Annotated in this window: 25 protein-coding genes and 1 pseudogene; 12 read left to right on the top strand and 14 right to left on the bottom strand. The window is 36.3% G+C overall.

Annotated features, from left to right (window positions below):
• The first annotated feature begins 22 nt into the window (after nt 1-22).
• A pseudogene (locus tag AC0L3Q_RS01100) lies at nt 23-570 on the top strand (RNA polymerase sigma factor).
• A complete protein-coding gene (locus tag AC0L3Q_RS01095) occupies nt 570-2,144 on the top strand; it encodes an outer membrane beta-barrel protein (RefSeq protein ID WP_473284347.1) in 1,575 nt (524 codons plus the stop codon). The pseudogene AC0L3Q_RS01100 and the gene AC0L3Q_RS01095 overlap by 1 nt, the downstream one beginning before the upstream one ends.
• A gap of 93 nt (nt 2,145-2,237) precedes the next feature.
• Here AC0L3Q_RS01095 and AC0L3Q_RS01090 read toward each other — a convergent pair whose 3' ends face one another.
• On the bottom strand, nt 2,238-2,981 hold the full coding sequence (locus tag AC0L3Q_RS01090) for a lysophospholipid acyltransferase family protein (RefSeq protein ID WP_473284345.1): 744 nt from the start codon (nt 2,979-2,981) through the stop codon (nt 2,238-2,240).
• 146 nt (nt 2,982-3,127) lie between these two features.
• On the opposite strand from AC0L3Q_RS01090, the gene trpS reads away from it, so the two are divergent.
• Nucleotides 3,128-4,096, top strand: coding sequence for a tryptophan--tRNA ligase (trpS, locus tag AC0L3Q_RS01085; RefSeq protein WP_473284343.1), 969 nt, complete (start codon nt 3,128-3,130; stop codon nt 4,094-4,096).
• A 493-nt stretch (nt 4,097-4,589) separates the two neighbouring features.
• Here trpS and AC0L3Q_RS01080 read toward each other — a convergent pair whose 3' ends face one another.
• The gene (locus AC0L3Q_RS01080; protein ID WP_473284341.1) at nt 4,590-5,276 is read right to left on the bottom strand and encodes a hypothetical protein; all 687 of its coding nucleotides are present in this window, start codon (nt 5,274-5,276) and stop codon (nt 4,590-4,592) included.
• A gap of 297 nt (nt 5,277-5,573) precedes the next feature.
• On the opposite strand from AC0L3Q_RS01080, the gene AC0L3Q_RS01075 reads away from it, so the two are divergent.
• Nucleotides 5,574-6,320, top strand: a complete 747-nt coding sequence (locus tag AC0L3Q_RS01075; RefSeq protein ID WP_473284339.1) for a DUF6261 family protein — start codon at nt 5,574-5,576, stop codon at nt 6,318-6,320.
• Nucleotides 6,321-6,482: 162 nt separating this feature from the next.
• Here the strand turns inward: AC0L3Q_RS01075 and AC0L3Q_RS01070 are convergent, their stop codons facing one another.
• A complete protein-coding gene (locus AC0L3Q_RS01070) occupies nt 6,483-6,956 on the bottom strand; it encodes a hypothetical protein (RefSeq protein ID WP_473284337.1) in 474 nt (157 codons plus the stop codon).
• 345 nt (nt 6,957-7,301) lie between these two features.
• On the opposite strand from AC0L3Q_RS01070, the gene AC0L3Q_RS01065 reads away from it, so the two are divergent.
• Both AC0L3Q_RS01065 and AC0L3Q_RS01060 read left to right on the top strand, forming a co-directional pair.
• Nucleotides 7,302-7,601 carry a hypothetical protein gene (locus AC0L3Q_RS01065; protein WP_473284335.1) on the top strand — a complete coding sequence of 100 codons (300 nt, stop codon included), beginning with the start codon at nt 7,302-7,304 and terminating at the stop codon, nt 7,599-7,601.
• Between the two features lie 2 nt (nt 7,602-7,603).
• The gene (locus AC0L3Q_RS01060) at nt 7,604-8,374 is read left to right on the top strand and encodes a hypothetical protein (RefSeq protein WP_473284333.1); all 771 of its coding nucleotides are present in this window, start codon (nt 7,604-7,606) and stop codon (nt 8,372-8,374) included.
• Between the two features lie 4 nt (nt 8,375-8,378).
• On the opposite strand, the gene AC0L3Q_RS01055 is transcribed toward AC0L3Q_RS01060, so the two are convergent.
• Entirely contained in the window at nt 8,379-8,774 is a 396-nt protein-coding gene (locus AC0L3Q_RS01055) for a hypothetical protein (protein ID WP_473284331.1), read from the bottom strand.
• A gap of 27 nt (nt 8,775-8,801) precedes the next feature.
• Entirely contained in the window at nt 8,802-9,821 is a 1,020-nt protein-coding gene (gene pheS, locus AC0L3Q_RS01050; protein ID WP_073315906.1) for a phenylalanine--tRNA ligase subunit alpha, read from the bottom strand.
• A gap of 210 nt (nt 9,822-10,031) precedes the next feature.
• Here pheS and AC0L3Q_RS01045 point away from each other — a divergent pair, with 210 nt between their 5' ends.
• Nucleotides 10,032-10,361 carry a winged helix-turn-helix transcriptional regulator gene (locus tag AC0L3Q_RS01045; RefSeq protein ID WP_473284329.1) on the top strand — a complete coding sequence of 110 codons (330 nt, stop codon included), beginning with the start codon at nt 10,032-10,034 and terminating at the stop codon, nt 10,359-10,361.
• Nucleotides 10,362-10,371: 10 nt separating this feature from the next.
• Nucleotides 10,372-10,662, top strand: a complete 291-nt coding sequence (locus AC0L3Q_RS01040) for a DUF1330 domain-containing protein (RefSeq protein ID WP_073315908.1) — start codon at nt 10,372-10,374, stop codon at nt 10,660-10,662.
• 62 nt (nt 10,663-10,724) lie between these two features.
• Here AC0L3Q_RS01040 and AC0L3Q_RS01035 read toward each other — a convergent pair whose 3' ends face one another.
• The 6 genes from AC0L3Q_RS01035 to AC0L3Q_RS01010 form a co-directional block, all read right to left on the bottom strand.
• The gene (locus AC0L3Q_RS01035) at nt 10,725-11,426 is read right to left on the bottom strand and encodes a ceramidase domain-containing protein (protein WP_473284326.1); all 702 of its coding nucleotides are present in this window, start codon (nt 11,424-11,426) and stop codon (nt 10,725-10,727) included.
• A 97-nt stretch (nt 11,427-11,523) separates the two neighbouring features.
• Nucleotides 11,524-11,940, bottom strand: coding sequence for a lipocalin-like domain-containing protein (locus tag AC0L3Q_RS01030; protein ID WP_473284324.1), 417 nt, complete (start codon nt 11,938-11,940; stop codon nt 11,524-11,526).
• 142 nt (nt 11,941-12,082) lie between these two features.
• Nucleotides 12,083-12,439 (bottom strand): hypothetical protein, encoded by a 357-nt coding sequence (locus AC0L3Q_RS01025; protein ID WP_473284322.1) that lies wholly within the window; start codon nt 12,437-12,439, stop codon nt 12,083-12,085.
• A 78-nt stretch (nt 12,440-12,517) separates the two neighbouring features.
• Complete coding sequence (locus tag AC0L3Q_RS01020; RefSeq protein WP_473284321.1) at nt 12,518-13,651, bottom strand: hypothetical protein; 1,134 nt, start codon at nt 13,649-13,651, stop codon at nt 12,518-12,520.
• A gap of 6 nt (nt 13,652-13,657) precedes the next feature.
• A complete protein-coding gene (locus AC0L3Q_RS01015) occupies nt 13,658-14,533 on the bottom strand; it encodes a sugar-transfer associated ATP-grasp domain-containing protein (RefSeq protein ID WP_473284320.1) in 876 nt (291 codons plus the stop codon).
• Nucleotides 14,534-14,573: 40 nt separating this feature from the next.
• Nucleotides 14,574-16,142, bottom strand: a complete 1,569-nt coding sequence (locus AC0L3Q_RS01010; RefSeq protein ID WP_473284318.1) for a 7TM domain-containing protein — start codon at nt 16,140-16,142, stop codon at nt 14,574-14,576.
• A 70-nt stretch (nt 16,143-16,212) separates the two neighbouring features.
• Here AC0L3Q_RS01010 and AC0L3Q_RS01005 point away from each other — a divergent pair, with 70 nt between their 5' ends.
• Genes AC0L3Q_RS01005 through AC0L3Q_RS00995 form a run of 3 tightly spaced genes read left to right on the top strand, consistent with a single transcriptional unit; the run spans nt 16,213 to nt 20,300 of the window.
• Nucleotides 16,213-16,725, top strand: coding sequence for an RNA polymerase sigma factor (locus AC0L3Q_RS01005; RefSeq protein WP_073315913.1), 513 nt, complete (start codon nt 16,213-16,215; stop codon nt 16,723-16,725).
• Nucleotides 16,726-16,781: 56 nt separating this feature from the next.
• A complete protein-coding gene (locus tag AC0L3Q_RS01000) occupies nt 16,782-17,693 on the top strand; it encodes a FecR family protein (RefSeq protein WP_473284316.1) in 912 nt (303 codons plus the stop codon).
• Between the two features lie 54 nt (nt 17,694-17,747).
• Nucleotides 17,748-20,300: a TonB-dependent receptor domain-containing protein gene (locus AC0L3Q_RS00995; protein WP_473284314.1), complete on the top strand. Its 2,553-nt coding sequence runs from the start codon at nt 17,748-17,750 to the stop codon at nt 20,298-20,300.
• A 5-nt stretch (nt 20,301-20,305) separates the two neighbouring features.
• Here AC0L3Q_RS00995 and AC0L3Q_RS00990 read toward each other — a convergent pair whose 3' ends face one another.
• On the bottom strand, nt 20,306-20,584 hold the full coding sequence (locus AC0L3Q_RS00990; protein WP_473284312.1) for a hypothetical protein: 279 nt from the start codon (nt 20,582-20,584) through the stop codon (nt 20,306-20,308).
• 6 nt (nt 20,585-20,590) lie between these two features.
• Nucleotides 20,591-20,833: a hypothetical protein gene (locus AC0L3Q_RS00985; protein ID WP_473284310.1), complete on the bottom strand. Its 243-nt coding sequence runs from the start codon at nt 20,831-20,833 to the stop codon at nt 20,591-20,593.
• 147 nt (nt 20,834-20,980) lie between these two features.
• On the opposite strand from AC0L3Q_RS00985, the gene AC0L3Q_RS00980 reads away from it, so the two are divergent.
• Nucleotides 20,981-21,484, top strand: coding sequence for a CvpA family protein (locus AC0L3Q_RS00980; RefSeq protein WP_473284308.1), 504 nt, complete (start codon nt 20,981-20,983; stop codon nt 21,482-21,484).
• Between the two features lie 45 nt (nt 21,485-21,529).
• On the opposite strand, the gene AC0L3Q_RS00975 is transcribed toward AC0L3Q_RS00980, so the two are convergent.
• Complete coding sequence (locus AC0L3Q_RS00975) at nt 21,530-23,395, bottom strand: SulP family inorganic anion transporter (RefSeq protein ID WP_473284306.1); 1,866 nt, start codon at nt 23,393-23,395, stop codon at nt 21,530-21,532.
• Between the last annotated feature and the right edge of the window lie 82 nt (nt 23,396-23,477).

Here is a 23,477-nt window from a genome sequence, read left to right as displayed (position 1 = left end):
CGCAAAATCAAAAAGGTAGTTAGTGGGGTTGGATCAACTCATAAAAAAATGCAAGAAAAAAACGCTGCGGCTCAGGAGCAATTATATCGATTGTACAGTAGTAAATTATTCTCTATTTGCTTGAAGTACTCTACCGATTACTCTAGTGCCGAAGATACTTTGCAAGATGCTTTTATAACTATTTTTGATAAAATCACACAATACAAAAGCAAAGGCTCTTTTGAAGGTTGGATGAAACGAATTACGATTAATACCGCCTTACAGAAGTATAGAAAACAGAAAGTTTTTGATATTGTTAACGAAGAACAAATTGAAGAAGTTGAAGTAGAAATAGAAAATGAAGAGGTATCATTAGATTACCTTTTGAGTATTATCCAGCAGCTACCCGACCGATACCGGTTAGTGTTTAATCTTTATGTTTTGGATGGATATGCTCATAAGGAAATTGCCGAAATGCTTAGCATATCTGTAGGTACCTCAAAATCGAATCTGGCAAGAGCCAGGAACATTTTAAAAACAAAAATAGAAACCAATCAAGAACCGTATGTGCGGGCAATTGACGATAGATAATGAACGATAAAAAGAATATAGACCGTTTATTTCAGGAGAAATTCAAGGATTTTGACGTTACTCCGGATGAATCGGTATGGGAAAAAATAAAAGCCAGAAAAGACAATGATCGTAGGCGGGCATTTATACTTCCTCTTTGGTATAAAGTTGGAGGCGTAGCGGCAGTAGCTGCTATTTTGATTGCTATTGGGTACTTTTCTTTAACAAAAAGTACTGGTACCCAAAACCCTACTCTTGTAGAATCCGAAACCAAGGAAACCCCTTCAAATCCTATAGACTCTACAACAAATTATAGTATCCCAAACACTACAGTAGTTTCTACAGAACAAACCGACGAAAATTCGTCCGAGTCAAAAACACCACAAGAAGATGAGGCACTCACTTCTTCTCCAAATACAATAGCTACTCCTCAAAAAAGAAAAGCAGTAGATGCTAAACTCCCCAAAGAAAATAGATATACAACACCTAAAGGATCATCCTACTCACAAACCCAAAATGCAATTGTAGAACAAACTTCTGATCAGAAAACAAATACTGCGATTTCAGAAAAAGAAGAAAGCTCATTAATTACTCCACAAGATCCTTCAAAAGCGACCACTGGTTTAGCCGAAAATCAGAATACAGATCCTAAGACTACAAACCAGGATTCCAATGCAAAACCATTGGATACTGACTCTGGTCAGGATGCGAAACGCATTGCAGATCATATCGCCATGGATAACGGTGAGGATAGTACTGAGAAATCCATAACTGAAGACATCAAGACTACTACTGAAGAATCTGTTAAAAAATCCATTTTTGATGCTATCGCAGAAAATGAAGAAGAAGATACAGAAGCAACTGAAGAATCCGGTAAAAAATGGACTGTAGCTCCTAATGTAGCTCCTGTATATTATAACTCTGTTGGTAATGGCTCTTCTATTGATAGGCAATTTGCAGACAATGAAAAGAGTGGCCAGGTGAATTTAAGTTATGGGGTACAAGTAGCCTATGAGATCAATAAGCGATTTAGTATCCGCTCTGGTGTACACAAAGTAGATTTAAGCTACAATACACTTGATGTGGGGTTTTCTCCCTCTGCAACAGGTCAAAATATTTCAAGCATTGATTATGCACCTAGTGCACAAGCTATTTTGGTATCAGATATTGGAACTCAAGATGTCCCTGGTTTTAATGCTTCGGAGGTGAATCGTGATGCCATTAATCAACGACAAAACGCTGGTTTATTAAATCAGCGAATTGGATATATCGAAGTGCCTTTGGAAATGAAGTATGCTATTGTGGACAAGAAAGTTGGAGTAAATATGATTGGTGGAATAAGTACTCTTTTTCTGGAAGACAATGAAATTTCGTTGGAAGCCGGAGATTTTGAAACTGAAATCGGGCAAGCCAATAATCTGAACGATGTAAGCTTCAGTGGTAATATTGGTATTGGAATTGATTATGAATTGTCAGATCAATTCCAGATCAATCTAGAACCTATTTTTAAATATCAGTTTAATGCCTTTAATGATGCCGGAGATTTTAGACCGTTCTATTTTGGAGTCTACACTGGGATGAGCATAAAATTTTAAATAAGAAATCAAATGGTTTAGTTGGTTAGGTAGTTATTGCTTTAAATGGCAATGATGAACAAAGCCGTTCTTATATAGGAGCGGCTTTTGTATTTAATCTTTCAAATCTGCTTCCAGCTTTTCAAGAATGATGCCACGTACTTTTTCTTTCAGTTCTTTTTTGTCGGATTGCGTCAATCCCTGGGTTGGGATTTCTTTATGAATAAACCCTCTCATTTCTCCTGGGCTACCACTAAAAAAAGTATACGAAAAACGCTTTTTGTTATCAAAAAAGGTCAATGGTAAAATAGGGATTTGATGATCTATTGCCAGTCGAAAAGCTCCATCCTTAAATTCGTCAAGTATTATAGTTTGATCATCTGGAACACCTCCCTCGGGAAAAATACAGATACTGGTTCCGTTATGTAATCTCGCATGAGCTTTATCAAAAACCTCTTTTCTACTTTTTTGACTGTTGCGATCCACCAAAATACAAGTGCGTTTATAGAAAAATCCAAAAATCGGGATCTTTGCCAGCTCCTTTTTCCCTACAAACACAAATGGGTTTTTTACGCAGTAGAGCATAAACATAATATCTGTCATCGAACCATGATTAGCCACAAACATGTAACTTTTTTTGCGATCTACTTCGGTTTCCTTGGTAACTTTGGGAATAAATCCGCTACCATATAAAACAATTTTTGCCCAAAATCGAGCCACTACAAAAAATTGAGGATACCATTCTTCTCTAGAGGTGAATATCAATAAAATCGGAAACATAATGATGATAGGAACGCCCACAAGTATGTAAAACCAAATACGCCAAAGCAGTATGAGTATGTTTCGAATCAAAGTCATTTCTCAAAAATACATAATTGCTTCGAGCTAGTATAATACTTTTTGCAGACCACCATACTTTGATGATAAAAAATATCTCTTTAGCCAACAAAAAACGATATTCGGTTCACAAAAAAAATTACCTTTGCCACAAACTAAAAAATACTATGTCTAGAATTCTAACTGGCGTTCAAAGTACCGGAACTCCACATTTAGGAAACTTATTAGGAGCGATACTCCCTGCTATAGAAATGGCCAATCAGCCAGAAAATGAGTCTTTTCTGTTTATTGCGGATATGCATTCTTTGACACAAATTAAAGATGCTAAAACGCTAAGAGAAAACACCTACTCTACTGCTGCCACATGGCTGGCTTGTGGTCTGGACATAGAAAAAAGTGTTTTTTATAGACAAAGCGATATTCCTCAAGTAACAGAACTTGCTTGGTACCTAAATTGCTTTTTTCCGTATCAACGATTAAAATTAGCTCATTCTTTTAAGGATAAAGCCGATCGATTAGATGACGTAAATGCCGGGATTTTTACATACCCAATGCTTATGGCCGCAGATATACTGTTGTATGATGCCGAAATAGTTCCTGTAGGAAAGGATCAGGAACAACATTTGGAATTTACCAGAGATGTAGCCAGTAGGGTTCATAATAAAGTTGGTGAAGTGTTTGTATTACCTCAAATACAACTTAAAAAAGATACGATGTATGTACCTGGTACCGATGGCACCAAAATGAGTAAGTCTAAAGGAAACATTATCAACTTGTTTTTACCCGACAAAAAACTCAGAAAACAAATCATGTCTATAGAAACCGATAGTACTCCTCTTGAAGATCCAAAAGATCCGGATACTTGTAATGTTTTTGGTTTGTATAAATTAATTGCATCTCCTGGCCAACAGGAAGAAATGCGACAAAACTACTTGGGAGGAAATTATGGGTATGGTCATGCCAAGCAAGCCTTATTCGAATTACTGATCGAGAAGTTTGCCAAAGAGCGTGAACGCTATACGTATTATATGGAAAACTTGAACGAGGTTGATGAAGCTTTAGCTATAGGAGCCAAAAAAGCAACTGCTATTGCCAATGAAGTTCTTGCCAGAGTACGTGAAAAAATTGGATACTAATTTCTTTTAACCTTTAGCGTTCATAATGCGGTGGAAGCTCTGTTCAAAGTAGTTTATGATTTTTTAAAATTCCTTGAGAAACTAACAGGGTTCACTTATGAAGAAATTAATATCATTATTTGGTATATCCTTATTCCATTTACATGGATATTTTTGCTCGATAAGATTTTAGACAACCATTACCTCAAAATAGCATTTTTACTGCTATTAACTCTGTTTCTGATATTCATCCCAGATTTTGAGTTATTTGCTTTATGGTTATTTAACTCTTCGGTAGATTTCTTAAATCTGTTTAACGACATAGGTAGTAGCTACAAAACTTCTTCGGTAATTGTATGTATATTTATTCCGATCTGTATCTATTTTGCCCTAATTAGAAAGGCATATTTCAGTAAAAGATAAACTTTGGTTAATTAATAAAAGACCCGAATACAGCCTAATGTTCTTATTTATTGACTGTATCCGGGATAACAAATCACAGTTGACACACTAATTACTGTACTTTTAGAAGCACATTGTAAGTGTTGTTTTTTGGATTAAGAACTACTGGGTATTCACCAGGTTTGATGATATTACTCTGTAAGCCCAGTTCTTGAGACAATTTTGGGTCTAGCTTTATTGTATTTTTCAAATGATAGATACTTGGTTGCGGAGAAGGGTCTCCCAAACCTACGGCATTTATACTCATCAAATTGTTGGGTTGATAAAACTGCAAGCCCAGAACTTCTTTGTTCATTACAAATGGAAAGGCGGTTGCACTAGGTTGTTGAACTTCAACTTGCAAATAATCCCTAATCGATCCAAATTTCCGAGGGTCGATCTTGTCATAAATAATCCATGGGTCATTATAATTCCACCCACAAGGAATGATCTTACAAGGGTCCCAAACTACAGGAGGGAGATTAATTCCAATTGTTGGATCTGGATAACACTCCATGCTGATTTTACATAGCAATCCGTTGGTACCGTCACAACGACAGTTGTTCCCGCTGGGATCGCACATCAGATTACCATACTCAAAAATAAATCTGCATAATCTTCCAGAAGGTCCTTTTGAAATAGATTCACCTCCCGAATAGGCGACAAATACTTCCTTACTAGTTTCCTGAACGATTGGATCATTCTCATTTTGACATGACCAACAAAAAATAATGATCAGCCCCAATACTACTTTTTTCATAATTAAAACGGTTTTAAGTTAATACTGTATGAATCACACTTTGTGCAAAAAGAGCAAAGTGATCTGGTAGGTTAATGTGTGATTTTGAAAAAGGTTAACACAAATTCAAAAAAAGTTGTTTTTTATTCGGCTGAAATCCTGAGACTTAGAAATTATTGAAGCTATTAATTACTTTATTTTCTGGGTATTGCGGAAAGCCGTAAGAATTTTCTGTTTTTTTATAATAGCTTGGCCTCCAAATTTTAAAAGACACTGACTCAATTTGAGAATTAGCAGCCCTAAAATCTAGCTCAACTTATGTTTATCACGCCCACTTTTTATAGATTCAGAAATAGTGAGTTTATAGAATACCTTTCAGAAATACAACACATTATTACCATAAACGACCCCAAAACATTGCAAGTTGTACCTCAACTTATTGGATTACATGATCATTTAGTTCGCTTAGAAGAAGTGTACAAAAAGCAACTCGGAAGCTCGGTTACCGCTACACATGAATTTTTGGACAAACGCAGAGACCTTGCTATTATAGGAATACGCATAGTGACCGAAGGATTTACCAATCACTTTGAACCAGCAAAACGTGCTGCTGCCCGGGTATTATTGCAAAGTATAGATCAGTATGTCGATGTGATCCATCAACAAAATTATTATGATAAAACGAACCTCATTCACAAACTCACCGAGGATTGGGAAAAAATAACGGTACTACGAGAGGGATTAGACACTTTGCAAATCACTGTATGGGCACAGGAGCTAAAACAAAGCAATATTTCTTTTGAAGATTTATATATCGCACATAACACTCAGTTTACAAATACGAGTAAGATAAATACCATTGCATTGATTCATACCGCTAAAGAAAGCTTTACGGAACTGATTAATCATCTTACAGCGCAATCCATTCTTGAACCTCAAAAGATCTTTAGTAAAATAATTCATGAAATAAATATGCTGACCAAAAAATACAATGCTTTGGTAGAAAAACGAGTCAAAGTTCTTTTGGACGTAGTCGATATACCTGAAAAAACCAATCCAAATTAGTTTCCCCAAACTAAGATATTTTTAGTAGTGGTTGCGTCTTTATTTGATTTGTACATGAGCCCTACTCATTTTTTATTAGTGTAAAAGCAAATCATTGAAAAGACGAAAAAGCCTGTGTAACGTGCACAGGCTTTTAAATTAAACACTAAAAACAATTAAAAATTAAACTTTTGAATAAATAAATTTAAGCTTCGTTCTAGGTCCCATATCCCGATCTGTATATACTGCCGAGATAATCAGTTCTCCATTTTCTAGGGTTACTTTAGAACCTACAAGCGAAAGTGCATTATCTTTATCATAAACAAAAAGAAACATTCCTCCTGGTCCTTTTTTCCAGTCGCCTCTGGTATCACTACTGTTTTTTGCGCATTCGCCAGCGATACTGGAATTTTCGTAGTAACTTTTCTCTACAAACCTTCCACTTTTCATGATCTCCAAAGTCGTTGCCTTGTCACATGTCGACAAAGGAAACTCCTTCAAAGGGGTATCTCCTCCTTCATTACTATACTCTTGCTTTAGTTTCCATGTTCCTACAATAGTAATGTTTTGTGTTTTAGTACCACCACTACCACAGGAAAAGAACAATACGCCTAGCATAGTTAATCTCGCTACATAAGAGAGTAAAAGTTTTTGCATCTATTCTATTTCCAGTTACCATGCAAAAATCAGAAAAAAAATTCAAATTAACAAAAAATTAACGTCAAAATGTGTATTTCATCGTTTATTTTTGCATTTTGTCGTATTGAATTCAAAATGAATTACTTTCATTAATCCTATTAAAATCCTATCATATTGTTATATTTTAGAATAAAAAAAAGTATAAAAAGCACTTCCTTTTTTGAATCATTATTAATTTGAAAAACTTGTTTTATACTTTTTTTAGACACGTCAAGTTGTAAAGCAAAAAAGGAACTTTACAATACGTTTAAATTTCAATCAATATATTTGCTATAAGCAACAAGTTTGACAAATTAATCTAAATTGAAACAAACAACGGTCACGTCATTCATAATTTCCTTAGTTTACATCTCGCTAGGTACTTATGATTATTTCACAGATTTAAAATTGTCAAAATACGTCGATTCCATTTCGGATGGTTTGGATTTAATTTTGATACTTCCTTCAAACCTTTTTGGAATTCTATTTCGGAATTTAGGAATGCTCATTGCTGATTCTGAGTTGTTTTTCTTTTTTGGACAAATCATTGGACTGATTATCTATACATCAGCATTATACGGGATGATTACCGTAATGAAATTAGTACTAAACAAAAACCCCTAGATATGGTAATTTTTTATGGCAAATACTCAATACGAACAAAGACATATACTCATGAAGAACTCAATTTACCAGCCGAGTATAGTCATCTTAAGTTTCAGTTATATCAGAACTTTTTCTTTTTATTTTTTATTCCGGTATTCCCTATTACCAAATTCTGGAAAGTAAAAAACAATACTACCGACAAGGAAGTAGGCACTGATGCTCAATTAAGAACCTTGCTTAACAAGGCTGAAGCCCGAATCAAAACTCCGTATTGGGCGTATACAGGTTTTATTATTCTTATGATCCCAGTCCTACTGCTAATTGGTCTATTGGTAACTAACATGACCAAAGAAGTTTCGAGATCGGTAGGTAGAGGCTTTGAATCGGTTGAAAAAAGAAAAGAAAATGACAAACTCAATGAAGAAACCGTTGCATTAATCAAGTCTGCAGCAAACAAAGATATCTATCATATCAAAATGATCGAAATGATTCCTAAGATCAATGTTGCAGGAAGAAGAGAAGGGTTTAAACGGGGAGAAAGAGCAGAGTTAACCTATACTTTATCTGGTTCTTCAGAAGATAGTGTAGTACTTCAACTATCTAAACACGACTACCATTGGGATAAAGTTGTTCTAAAAAAGGAGGTAACGGTTGCCAAACAAGATCTAATCAATATTGCTGGAAGCTATAAAACCTTATACCTTTATGAGAGGGTCAAAATCAATGACCAGCTTATAAAAGCCGAAGCTGTTTTTGCTATCGATAGAATTGAAAGTGTTGACCCTTATTAAGGAATTATTTTACCAAAACCCCATGCTGATCCATTACCGGAAGCTCCTGGAAAGCATTTTCGTTGATGGTATTTTTTCTGAAGACATATTTTTTGTCATACAATTTACCATCTGCAAAAAAGGTAACTGTAAATTCATTATTCATACTGAGTAATTCTTCCTGAATCATCTCAATTTTTGCAGAAGATTTTGCTGCGATGGTGCCAATACCATGTCTGAGTAATGATGTTTTGCGATCACCATCATATCCTTTGGTCACCACCAATACCATTTCTATAGCCGTATCTCTGTCATTAATAATATACGAATTCCAGTCCTGAGCAAGAAACTCTTCGTTCCATTCCTTCACCACGGCAACGTATACATGTTCTACAACAGGTATTTCGATATCTTTCTTCATTCTTGGGTATCTTGATTAAGATAAGATTTATAAAGTAGGTTTGAATTGCTCCAAAAATCGAACGTCATTTTCGCTCAGCATTCTGATATCAGAAATTCCATAGAGTAATAAGGCGATTCGATCAATTCCCATTCCAAAAGCAAAACCACTGTACTCATCGGGATCGATATTGCAATTCTTAAGTACATTAGGATCTACCATACCACAACCCATAATTTCTAACCAACCTGTTCCTTTGGTCATTTTGTAATCGGTTTCGGTTTCTAGTCCCCAATATACATCTACCTCTGCACTAGGTTCTGTAAAAGGGAAATAAGATGGACGTAATCTAATCTTAGATTTTCCGAACATCTCTGTAGTGAAATATTGTAACGTCTGCTTTAAATCTGCAAAGGATACATTCTTATCAATGTATAAGCCTTCTACCTGATGAAAGAAACAATGCGACCTTGCAGAAATCGCTTCATTTCTATATACTCTTCCTGGAGAAATCGTACGTATCGGTGGTTGATTGTTTTCCATATAACGTACTTGTACAGAGGATGTATGTGTACGCAATAAAATATCAGGGTCAGTCTGAATAAAAAACGTATCCTGCATATCTCTTGCCGGGTGGTACTCTGGTAAATTTAATGCGGTAAAGTTATGCCAATCGTCCTCAATTTCAGGCCCCTCACTTACATTAAACCCAATACGAGAGAAAATTTCAATAATTTGGTTTTTTACCAAAGATATAGGATGTCTGGATCCTAGCTGAATAGGTTCTGCTGGTCTAGAAAGATCTCCATAAATTCCTTTTTCTTCTTCTTGGGACTCTAACTCATCCTTTAAAGACTTTACTTTACTTTCTGCAGCTGTTTTAAGTGCATTGATCGCCTGACCAAATTCTTTCTTTTGATCATTGGCTATATTTTTAAATTCTGAAAAAAGATCATTAACCAATCCTTTTTTACCAGAAAATTTAATTCTGAATGCTTCTACTTCTTCTTTGGTTTTGGCCTTGAAACCTTCAACCTCAGCGATGTATTCTTTAATCTTGTCAATCATCGATTATCCTCTTAGTAAGAAGGCAAATTTATAGCTTTTAGCCTAAATTATAAACGTTTTTAAAAGGATATTCATCAGATGTAAAGTTAGTAGGTATAATTTATCACTAAATTCCTACCAAAGAGCCCTTTCAAAAAATTACTATCTTTTTTGTAGCATTGCTACACTTTTTGTAGCTTTGCTATGTTTTTAATAGCAAATAAAAATCATATGTCATTCCCAACACCAGGAAAACCCGTAAGAGGATCCAAATCTGGTAACCATTTGATGGCGCTCTTCGATCTGTTAGGACGCAGCTGGGCCATGGGTATCATTTGGAGGTTGAATGAGGGTCCTTGCACTTTCAGGGCGCTTCAGGAAAGATGCGAGTCCATATCTCCCTCTACTCTTAATAAAAGATTAAAAGAATTAACCACAGCCTCTCTTATCGAAAGAACTGTAGAAGGGTATGGCTTAACAGACAAAGGAGAAGAAATTTTTCAATTGTTGCATCCTCTGGAAACATGGGCCAGAACATGGGCAAAAGAGTTTAATCCATAAAAATAATGTTATGAACAAAGTAAATTTAGTAATCGTTGGGACTATTAATCCCAACGAAAAGGAAGCCTTATCCTATTATGTAGAAAAAGTAGGCGAGCTATATCAAGAGGTAAGTGCCAAAAATGTAGGAAAATACAAAGTTTCCAAATCACTTATTGGCGAAAACACACCTAGTTTGGTTTCAGTAATGGAATTTAATGATATGGATTCGTTGCAAGCGGTCTTTGAAGGGGCTGCCTACCAGGAATTATTACCCTATCGCGAAAAAGCGTTCTCCAAGTTAGAAGCGTACATAAGCTAAACATCCATTGCAAAACATGTAGGGGTCTATTATTCTTTATGGTGAAGAATATTAGGCCCTTTTTATTTGGATGGGTAAACCGCCTTTCTGTATAAACCGTCTTTATATACATATAGCATCAAAAAGAAAACGGATATTCCTCCAAACAAATGCCATAACCAATGGGTTCCCATATACAACCAATCGATTTGTAAAAGCTTATCTGCACTTCTGAAACTTACTGCAATCACAAAACTGACGACAGCTATAATGACCAGTTCTTTATATCGACCCCTTGTTTTTGCAAGATACAAGACAATTGGAAGAAGTACAGTAATCGCTGTAATGACATATCCCAAAGATATTCTTATCAAATCAGGCATTGGCAACCTCCTTATCACAAATGACACAGTAAAAATGAGTACAATTGCAATCAACCGCTTCCACCAGTGTGTGAATAGTTTGAATATAAAATAAAATACGGCCGACATGCATAACACCATAATCGGAACCCAATCCATCAATAACCAAATATCATGACTACGAGTGCCATGAAATACAGTTCCACCAATAAACCCTATGGTTAATACAGGCATACAGAATGCTAAAAAAGCATGTCTTTTCAAATCCTTATAAATACGAATTGAAAAATAAATGATGATGAAAAGAAAGACAAGATTGCTAAACGTATTGAAAGGCTCTACCGGTAACCTTCCCATCAAAGTTTCCCTATAAATAGGTCCGGAATCATTAGGAATATCAGAAAAAAGTAAACCTAATATCATAGTTTATTTTACTATAAATTTAGACAAACTAAACTGAATCTACCAGCATTTTTATAGGTTGACGTCTAATCTATGGCCTACAATGCTAAAGGAGTGATTAGTTCTTTATCAAGATATCCCTTTGCAATATCTCTTCTCCCTGAAATTCAAATTGAGTCTCAATAGTAAAAACAGCTCTATTTTCACTGATTACACATGTATAGGGTTCTTCTCCATTTTCGACCATGGTATACTCATTATTCCCTAAATTTTTCCAGGTACCTTCTGCAGTATGAGACACTTCGCAAGTGCTCCCTGTAAGTTTATGAAAAGTAGATGTTAGTGTTCCATTTTCCAGAAAAATCACCTCATCAGATTTAAAACAGTTGTCTAAGGCAAATACTTCTCCATTGTGGAATCTTTCGGACAACGTCCATTTTCCAATAATAGGATCAGCAGTATTATCGTCGTCTGAGCTACATGAAGTAAAAAATAAAACATTGAAGATTACATACAGTAGAATAGTTTTTTTCATTGGTTATGATATTGGTTTGATTAGTGTGGTTGTAGGTATGAGTAAAAATCATCCATCACAAAAATATCAACACCATTTACAATACTACATTCTAAGTTGTTAATTAAAATCTAAAAAATAACTCTTTACTAGTTGTGATAATTTAATCGATATATTGACTTACCAGAAAATAATTTACGATCGCCTCTTTCATCAATACTGATTGTTCTCCTGCTTTAAGGTGCGGTAATTGTTCTTTTACCTTATAATGTGGCCATCCATCATCATCATAGTAATCAAACTCATAATATCCATAAGGTTCTAGTAGTCTGCATATGGCAATATGCATCAGATCAAGCTTCTCATCCTTTTTAAACCTACGATGCAGCTGCCCTAGTTCCTGAACTCCGATCAAATATATAATACCATCCAGATCCAAATCCTCTCCATCAGCAAATTGAGTAGAAAGTTTGTTTACCAAATGTTCCCAACGTTCTTTAAGTTTTTCGTCTCTCGCCATAATTCATTGCTATAAAAGCTAAGCGCTACAAAAGTAACGCTTAGCCTAAAAAAACAAACTATAAAAATCCGGGAAAAATCACAATTCCCATAAAATCCCAATCCCGGCGTACTGATTTCTATAATTCCTAAAAGAACGTGCATCAATATCTGTATAATTTGTACTTCGTATTCTGGAAAATACAGTCCCAGATATAGAAAATCCATTGCCAATTTTATGTGTAATGTCTAACCCAAAATTCGCATACTCATACTTCAACTTTTCGCCTATTAGTTCTTCGGTATTTCTTGCTTCGATCACATCGTAGTTTCTGGTTATGAAGGAAAAAGAAGAACGAATTCTAGTTAATTTACTTTTGAATACCATGGTAACTCCTGGACCATACTGATTAAATCCAGATCTATCTGTAGAATTATCTATACGTTTATAGTACATCAGGTCAGGGCTTATTTTAAAACGATTTCCAATAGGTAGCTCATAAAAAAGGGTTGCTTTTACATAATCCCAATCTCTCTCTCCATCGGTATCGATCTCGCTGGCATTAAAAGTGTCATACTTTCGTTTTTTAACATAGGCGGTCAATCCTATTTGATGTTCTTGTCTATCTACGATAAAAGATTGTACGGTCGAGAACTGTATTCCGAATTCATTAAATTGTAAATCCCGAACTCCAAAAGCATCAAAGTCTTTGAAATTATAAAACCCTTTTATGGTCATCTCGTTGGCAGTAAAAGGCACAAATTCTAACCCCCCAGATGCTCCATAATTGGTATACCCCAATGGATTAATCAATACATTTTGATCTCCTCCTAACCCTTCTCGATTCATTCTTTTAAATCGTGCTTCGGCCAATAAAATCAAACTTTTACTAATTTTATGATCATACTTCACCGTAGTGTTGAGACTCCAGTAACTGTCATCAATATTCTCATAAAAAATTCGGGAAAATGGATTGGCCAGAAATCGCAACCTGTTCTTCCCCCACTTATAACGATATCTGAAGATACCGGAAACATCTTGGTACGTACTACTGGAAATAAGGTCTTCTTTGGTGAGGAGTTGTCCATCAGATCTTATTTCTTCGGGGCTTCTAAAATAATTATATTCATAACCTCCTTGTGTTTCCAATTTTAATGAGGTTTTACTCTGGGCCATTCCCATTGTGGTTATAAATAGTATGAAGAGTTTCGTGATTACTTTTCGTATTTGCATAGCGTATTATTTTTCTCTTAAATGGTTTGTTTTCTCTATTGTTTCCTTTAATCCTTGTTGATTTACTAGTTGGATACCTAGTCCTGGACGCACATTGATTTCCATGATCTGAGGTCCTTTGTTCTTATCAATTACAATATCGACTCCCAGATAGTTGAGTGGAAAAGCATTGGCGGTATCCACAGATATTTTGATGATCTCTTCCCAATAGGGTATTGGGAGATCTTTTATTACAAATTTGCTATCGGGATGATAATTGTAATACGAAGTACCATCATAGACCTGAGTCAATGTTCCTTTTTCCATGTCTATCCCTATTCCTACTCCATTTTGATGCAAATTGGCTTTTCCATCAGAACGATCTGTTGGCATTCGTAACATCCCCATTAGTGGAGTTTGATTAAGGGTGATGATTCTAAAATCAGGCACTCCGGATGGATAAATTTTATCAAAAAAAGGATCCGGTTCTATACATTCTTCGATCAACACTCTATCGTGAGATCCCAATGAATAAAACCCCATAATGGTTGCCGCCATATGCTGAAAAACTTGACGCTCGGTAACAATTTTACCACTGCTTGTCCAGTTTCCTTCGGCATCCTTTTTAAGGATTTTAATTCCTCCTCCACCTCTGCCCCGTGCCGGTTTGATCGCCAACGCATCATAGGTTTTACATTGCTCCCAAGCAGATTTGATATCACTGTTGTATTCGATAACCGCATAGGTTTCGGCACAGGGGATATTATATTGATGCAAAATTTCTTTGGTAAGCACCTTATCATCCGCCAGAGGGTAATACCTTTTTGGATTATTAGGATAAATCAGCTTAATATTTCTTTCGTTCAGGCCGACGACCTTTTTTGTTTTTTTGTGTGATTTCATGGGTATAATGGTAGAAAGCATAGTTTGTTTATTTGTTTTTTTATCTGAGCAATGGTTTGAATCGATAGAACTCTACCCATCGAATTCCGATGTATCGTCCTAACAGCATCGCCATTGCGATAATTAGCAGTATACATTCTGGGAAGATGATTAGAATTGCGGGTAGCGCTTGCCATGACAAAAGACCATAACATACTGTTGTTGCCAAAAGTGTTTGGAATAGTTTGTCCAAAGCCAGTTTGTACCCATCTTCGATGGTAGCTCTAGAAAATCGTTCTGCCGCAATGGTTAATATGATCGTTGGGAAGAATGTGAGTGTCGTTAACCAAGTGATGTTATATCGTATCCCTATCATCGTGGCCAGAATCATAATCCCCACCATAATGCTTAGAGAAATCACCAGTTTTGGCGTATAGAGCAATCCTATTTTGTCAAATGGATAGGACACCAGCCCTACCAGTAAAATCAGACCGATAAAAAGTAGTAATCCAGATACAAAACCTGTATGCAATAGTGAAAAGGCAATCAATACCGGCAAGAACACTCCAAAAGTCTTTACCCCAACCACGTTTCGTAAAAAGGCAATCAGCAATCCTCCTACTGGCAACAATAAAAGAAGGTTTAGTGCTCCTTGCGGAATCACATTTCCTTCTACCAATCGCCATAATGAAACGCTGGATAATCCACGGATTTCTTCAGAATTTAATTTCAGAAATGGGATATGATTCAACGCATCAATCTGATAAGCATAATCGAATTGTATCCCCGAAGAATGCGTAATCAAGAACTCATCTCCCTGGTAGATTTCCAAATAGTTGGATGGGATATATGCGTAATGATTGTTGAGTGCATCAAATGGAACCCAAGTGGTGTCCATCAATACCTCTGCCCAAACATGAGAGGTTCTTTTGTTGATATTCTCCAAAATTATTCCTCCCTTTATTCTTGCTGGATATCCCAAGTTTCGGCACAAAGCTACAAACAATCTGCTTTTACCATTACAAGAAGCCCGATTTTGTTCCAAAGTGGTTACCGCATCCGTAAGTGTTATAATTGGCGCAGACGGGATGCTTACCACATGATCAAAAAGTCTTTTGATACGTTCTTTATCATTTTGTGTTCCCTGGGCTAATTGCCTAGCCAGAGTACTTATCCTATCATCTTCAACCTGAATGTTTTTTGAAGGCATGAGATACTTTTTATCCACTTGAGGTTGCTTTTTAAAATCTATGGGAATCTGGTATCGCTTTTCCTTTCCTTCAAAGATGAACTCGTAGTTCGAAGCATGGTAGGTATTTGCTTTTTTGGTATTCCAAATTGCCTTTTTATTACCGTTTATCAGGGTACGTTCTTCAAAATACAAGGTGCTATCACTTACATTTTTGTTTTTTGAAATCCGTTGTCGATCATTACTCTTAGGAATAAAGGTTTTTACTGTAGTACTTTGATCTTCACTTTTAAAAAAGTAGTTGTAATTGACCTTAAAAGCAGTTTGAGCATTGAAGGTGTCATAGTTATCAAATACTGGTTTCACCTTGATAGCTATAGACAGTAATGCCATTGCTGTAATAAGAATCAGTACAATTTTGAGATTTGTTTGGGAATTCATAATCCGTTATTTTTGGGTTAATAACAGGTGAATTCAAAATCACCCTACCTGAAATCGAAAAAAAATTTTTATGGAGCAATCCTCAAAGTCTGTATGTGATCGTCCGGTTTTTACATCGCTGTTCGAAACCCATGCAGAAACTGTTCGAAATTTTATCTACTACAAATGCGGAAATAAAGAACAAGCAGAGGATGTGATGCAAGAAGCTTTTATCAAACTATGGCATAACTGCAAAAAGGTCATCTACGAAAAAGCAAAAGGTTTTTTATGTACTGTAGCCAACAATTTATTTTTAAATCAGGTAGCTCACCAAAAGGTTCGATTAGAATATTCAAAACTACCTCATAGAAACAAGAATATTGAAGCCCCGGATTTTGTGATGGAAGAAAAGGAGTTTATGGACAAACTACAGCAAGCTTTGGCAGAACTTCCTGAAGGACAACGAGAAGTTTTTTTACTAAATCGTATCGATAAAAAAACATATGCTCAAATTGCAGAAATGCTTGATATCTCTGTGAAAGCGGTAGAAAAGCGGATGCACAACGCACTAAAACATTTAAGAAAATTGGTAAAAAACATCTAAGCTAGGTAGGGTATTTTTTTACTTAACTGTTATGATGGTGATATGAGAGAAAAATTATGCTCAAGGACAATGAAAATACATACTTAGCAAAATGGCTGAATAATGAGCTGAATGCGGAAGATCTGGAGGAGTTAAAAAACCTTCCAGAGTATGCGGATTATGACAAAATCATAACTGGATTGACCTATTTTAAAGCTCCGGATTTTGATCTGAAACAGTCTTTAAATACGACTTTGGAAGGGCTCGATACCCCAACCCCAGAATCAAAAACCAAAGTAATACCGCTCAAACCATTGTGGTATGCACTGGCAGTAGCAGCCTCGATCGCATTAATCATAGGGATTTTCTTCAATAAAGTTACTTATACTGCTTTGCCAGGTGAGCAGCTCGCGGTTGTTTTACCCGATGGAAGCTCGGTGGAGCTTAATGCTGCCTCTACATTATCGCATTCTCGTTTTTTCTGGTCTCAGGATAGAAAAGTTAAACTTACCGGAGAAGCCTTTTTTAAGGTGACTTCGGGTACTAATTTTACGGTTGAAACGGAAACCGGGAAAATAGAGGTGTTAGGAACTCAATTTAATGTAAGAAGCAGAAACACACAATTTCTGGTAGGTTGTTATGAAGGAAAAGTTCGTGTTTCAGCACAGGGCAACCAACAAAAGGTACTGCAAAAAGGACAAGGTGTTGTTTTGGAAAACAAAAAACTGGTGGATATTCAGGTTACCCAAAACCAACCCCTATGGACCAAAGGAGAAAGTCTTTTTGACAGCGTTCCTCTTTCGGAAGTGTTGGATGAACTCGAACGGCAATTTGATATCACAATCACTCGTACCGCTATTGATCAAGAGCAATTGTTTACGGGTGGATTTGTGTACGATGATCTTACTATTGCCTTAGAATCTGTGTTGGTGCCTATGGGCATCGAATACGTCATTAATGGCAAAACCATTTCGCTATCCACAAAATAAATTATCACAATATCAGATGACCAAAAATTTAAAAATAGTCCAAAATTGCCTACTATGAGAAAAATACTATTTCTGTTTTTGGTAATCAGCTACACTACACAGGCACAAATCGTTAAAGAATACAAACAGACTCCACTACAACAAGTTCTATCGGAGTTGTCTGAATCCTATGATCTTATTTTTTCATTTAGTGATGATATCGTTAAAAACAAGATCATAACTGTAGCCATACAAGACACACCAATTGATGAACTGCTTGTTATCCTTAAATCCTTAACCGATCTTAATTTCAAAAAAATATCGGATCGACAAGTGATTGTTAGTGCTCCAGATAACAAGGTCGAAGTATGCGGATATCTTTTTGATGAAAGTACTAATGAACCGTTATCCTTTGCCTCTATTAGTATTGAAAGCTCAAAAACTGGAACTATAGCAGCAGATGATGGTTTTTTTCAACTGGGAATGATTTCTCAGGATGAAATGATACAAATCGAATATGTTGGCTATCTAGATAAACGTATAAAAGCATCAGATTTTAAGACAGGAAGTTGCCCAAGAATACCCATGTTTGTTACCACTACTACTCTAGAAGAAGTACTGATTGTAGAATATCTTACTACAGGAATTGATAAAAGCATTGATGGTTCTTTCTTGGTCACCAACGAAAATTTAGGGATCTTACCTGGTCAAAGTGAACCTGATATTTTACAAAGCATACAACTTATACCTGGAATTAGTAGCCCCAGTGAAACTGTGACCGGAATCCAGATACGAGGGGGATCTCCAGATCAAAACCTCATCCTTTGGGACGATATTAAAATGTACAATACGGGGCATTTATTCGGGATGCTATCTGCATTTAATCCCTATATCGTTCAAGATGCAAAAATTTTTAAAGGCGGTGCAGATCCCAAATACGGGGATCGAGTGTCTGGGGTCATTTCTATTTCTAGTGATCGGGAAGTTCCTGAAAAATTCAACGGCGGTGTAGGGATTAACGGCACTCATGCTGATCTTTTTCTAAAGGCTCCTCTAGGAAACAAAGTAGGATTAGTAGTTTCTGGTCGACGTTCTTATACTGATTTGGTTGAAACGCCTACCTACGATGCTTTTTCTGAAAAAGTATTTCAAAACACTAAAATTGTTGATACTGCAGGTCCTGTTGATGAAGAAGAGGACGAAGAAATTGAAGAAGACATTGGATTCAACGACTTCTTCTTTTATGATACCAGCGCAAAACTAATCATTGCACCTTCAAAAAAAGATAAGATTATGGTAAGTGGTATTTATACCAAAAATGATCTCACTTTTGAAATCGACAACGAAGAAGATCTGATTACCGATGATTTGGAAATCAGCAATGAGGGCGCTAGTTTTTCTTGGGTAGGATCTCGATCCAAACGTTTGGATCATGAGTTAAAAGCATACTACTCAAAATTTGATTCTGATTATTTGTTTACCATTCGAGAAGAAAACATCTTGGAAGAACAATCGATAAGACAAAATCGTGTAGAGGATGTCGGTATAGATGCAAATATCACTTATCATTTTGATCCTAAGCACCTATTAACCTTAGGGTATCAATTTTCTAACAATGAAGTTTTTTATGCCATTACCATCGATGGTGAATTTGAGAACCCAGTGAATGAAACAGACCTGGTTAAAAACACAGCGAATACGATTTATGCTAACTATAAGTTTTTACCCAAAAATAAAGGACTCATTAATCTGGGAGTACGAGCCTCTCATTATTCGGTGGTGAATGATTTCTATATCGAACCAAGAGTGAATATAGAATATCCTATTGCTAAACACCTGCGTTTAAAAGCAACGGGAGAACTTAGGTACCAGCCCATAAGTCAACTTGTAGAATTTGAAGACACTCAGCTTCGCTTAAACAATGACCTGTGGGTTCATGCGAATAATGAAGAAATTCCTGTAGTAGAGAGCACGCAGTTTTCTGGAGGATTCCTGTTTTCCAATAATGGTTGGAATATTGAACTAGATGGGTACTATAAAAACATAGAAGGATTGACTTCTGCCACCAATGGCTTTAATGCCATAGCAACAGATCTATCTACTGGAGAAAGTAGGGTTTTTGGATTGGATGTATTGATTAAGAAGCGATTTAAGAATTTTAGAACCTGGCTGGGATACACCTTTAATGATATCGAATATACATTCCCAGAAATTCAGGTCAATCCTTTTCCTGGGAACAATGATATTACCCACAATTTTCAAATTTCGAATACCTTAAAAGTGAATGATTGGGAGTTTTCTTTAGGGTGGTTATGGCGTTCTGGAGCACCATTTACCGACGCCGACCTTGTGGGAGATGAAATTGTATTTGGAGCTGCCAACGCTTTACGCCTTCCTGCCTATCACAGAATGGATGTATCTGCTATATATCGATTTAATTTTAATACCATAGGAAATTGGAGAGGACAATTAGGAGCATCTATCCAAAACCTGTATAGAAGACAGGTACCTATAGCTGTGAGTTATCAGGTTGACGAAAACCCAAACACCGGAGATATTGAACTGGAGGTACTACGACAAGAATCTCTAGGGTTTACACCTAATCTCATTTTTAGAATGTACTTTTAACGGGCCTACTTATTTTGATTTGTAACTGCAATAACCCTATCACGATGTAAAAATCGAATCAATGTGATTTCATTTTCTTTGGTGATGGATCCTAAAACGAAATAAAACCCAACACCCATTTTATAAGCTTTTGTCGTACCTGTGACTTTTCTAAACTTAGGCAGCTCAGCGATAGTATTCGCACTTTTAATGGCAGTAAAAACACTCTTTAGTTTTTCCTGCAAAGAAGGGTCTTGAGTCTGCTTGTAGTCGGCTGCAAATTGTGAGGATATCAAAAGTTTCATAAGCTGCTATTCTGTAAACAAATCCTTTTCTGAGATCGTGGTATCCATATTGGCCTGCTGTAAAAGTAATAACAAACCAAGATCTTCTTTTTGAGCTGCAGACATCTTTTTTAACTGCTCATTTTGCTTATGATCAATATACCAGGAAATCGCATCTTCCATTACTTTCTTTACACTAGAATCCTCTAAAGCCGCTAATAGTTTGAGTTTAGGAATTATTTGATCATCGATATCAACTATTTTTCTCATTGTATATATTATATATATTATATGCTAAATATACATATATTTTCACTTCAAAGGAAGAAATCCATCATCCAGTTTTTCGAATTATACAGGTAACAGAATAAGGGAAGGGATAAAATCAACTATATTTGAATGCATAATTGAGCATGAATGAATTACATAGATATTATTTTGGGGATTCTTTTGTTATGGGGATTGATAAAAGGCCTTAGCAAGGGTTTATTTGCTTCACTGGCTTCTCTGGTAGCTTTGATTGTAGGGATCTATATAGCAGTCCATTTTTCTGATATTGTTGGAGGGTATTTGCAGGAATATGTAGACTGGTCTGAAGGGGCTATGAAATTGGTTGCTTTTGCACTTACGTTTATATTGGTTGTTATCCTTGTCTCTTTGGCAGGAAAATTATTGACCAAGATTGCAGATTATGCAGCACTCGGTATACTAAACAAAATATTGGGAGGTGCTTTTGGTGTATTAAAAATGGCTTTCATCGCCAGTGTTATCCTGATCTTTGTAGATGCTATAAATCGAAATATTACATTGATCAAACAAGAGACTTTAAATTCGTCCATACTGTATGAACCGGTACGTAAAATTGCACCTGCAGTTCTCCCTAATTTATTGAGAAAAGATACAGAAGAACAAAAGGCCTAAAAAGGCCTTTTTGCATATCTTATTTCATCATATTGATTAGGAAATTTATCCCTTTCCTATCTTTTCGATTACAATTTGACGCACCGCACCAATACAAGAATCAAAATCTTTGAATACAAAATGCTCAGGCACTAAATCTGGGATAATATTCATCTTTTTGGTGAGATACAAAGGTTGTTGCTGTATCCCTACAATAGAAGAATCTATACCTTTTTGATCCAGACCTAGTAAAATCTCCTCAAGAACATATACCCCGGATTGATCCATATAAGGCACTTTATCCATTCGTATGATCACATGGGCTGCTGTTTCAGGGATCTGGCTGGCAAGCTCCTGTAATTCGCTTGTAGCTCCAAAAAACACAGGTCCACTAAGGTGCTTGATAAAAATCTCTTCTTGTAGCTCTTTTGGGAAATTAGTTTCATCCTTCCATAGTTTTTCAATTTTTGGAGTATGTTCTACCCCATCCAGAGATACTAACTTTGATTGTCGAGCAGTAACATCTCCCATTTTTTTCATAAAGATCAAAGATGCGATGATCAATCCAATCCCAACGGCATAGATCAAATTCCAGGTAACGGATAATACCAATACGATAAGCATGATCACCACCTCTATTTTTGGCATATGTGGGATGGCTCTTAATCCTTTATAATCCATTACTCCGATTCCTACGGTAATTAGAATTCCAGCTAGTACAGCGGCCGGAATTTGCGAAGCAACAGGACCCAGAGCTAGTAAAACAATCAACAACAGTACTCCTGCAATCATACCAGATAGTTTTGATTTCCCTCCTGCATTAATATTTACCACAGTACGAATAGTGGCTCCCGCACCAGGTATTCCTCCAAATAGTGCAGCAATACTATTCCCTATTCCCTGCCCCACTAATTCTCTATTGGGATTGTGTTTAGTCTTGGTCATATTATCGGCTACCACCGAAGTCAAAAGAGAGTCAATAGCTCCCAATATAGAAAGTGTTAGTGCCGAAAAAATATAGGGCGCCACAGAGCCTAAACTAAAATCCGAAAATATAGAAAGGTTGAATTTTGGGAACCCACTTGGTATTTCCTGTATAGGTCGATAATCCAAATTAAACCCATAAGCGATACCAGACACCAACAGTAAAGCAACCAAAGTGCTTGGTATTGCCTTTGTTATTCGTTTAAAACCATATATAACCAGTATGGTGGCAAGACATAGTATGAGTTCTAAGTAGTTGATGTTTCCTAATGCGTTTGGCAAACTTTTTAAAGAACCTACCACTCCAGAAGAGTAGTTTCCTGCCAAAGCAGTAGCTTCTAATTCAACTTCTCCTGGAGTAATTTTTTCTGCTCTTTTGATCGTTTCCTTAAAATCCTCTAATACCAAAATCCCTTCACCAGCTACATCCTTAAGGATCTTATTCAAAATTACTTCTTCTGCCTCAGGCATAAACTTGCTTACAAAAGCTTTATCCTCCTTTGGGTAGTACCCCAAGGCTGGCAAGAACTGCGTAATAAGAATCATTACCCCAATGGCTGTCATAAATCCAGAAACCACCGGATAAGGGATGTATCGAATATACTTTCCTACACCAACAGCACCCAGTCCAATTTGGATGATACCTGCAAGTAAAAAAACGGTTAATATGGCTGGCAATGCAGCATTAACATCGCCGTTGTGTGCACCAATTAAACCTGCAATGATTAACATACTTACTGCAGTCATTGGTGCAGTAGGACCAGAAATCTGAGTATTCGTACCTCCAAAAAGCGCGGCAAAAAAGCTAATGAAGATAGCTCCATATAAACCTGCGCTAGGTCCTAATCCAGAAGATACTCCAAATGCAAGTGCTAATGGTAATGCAACGATACCGGCGGTTAACCCACCAAAGGCGTCCCCTTTTAAATGTTTGAAAAAACCCTTCATATTGGTTATAGTTTGTGTTTGTTTTCCTTATTTCAAAATCAAAAATACCAATAAAAAAAGAGCTGTCGCACACACGCAACAG

This window comes from Aquimarina sp. KJ22-3 (assembly GCF_055808215.1).
The sequence above is the reverse complement of the archived record's forward strand: the minus strand, read 5'-3'. Positions and strand labels throughout refer to the sequence as shown.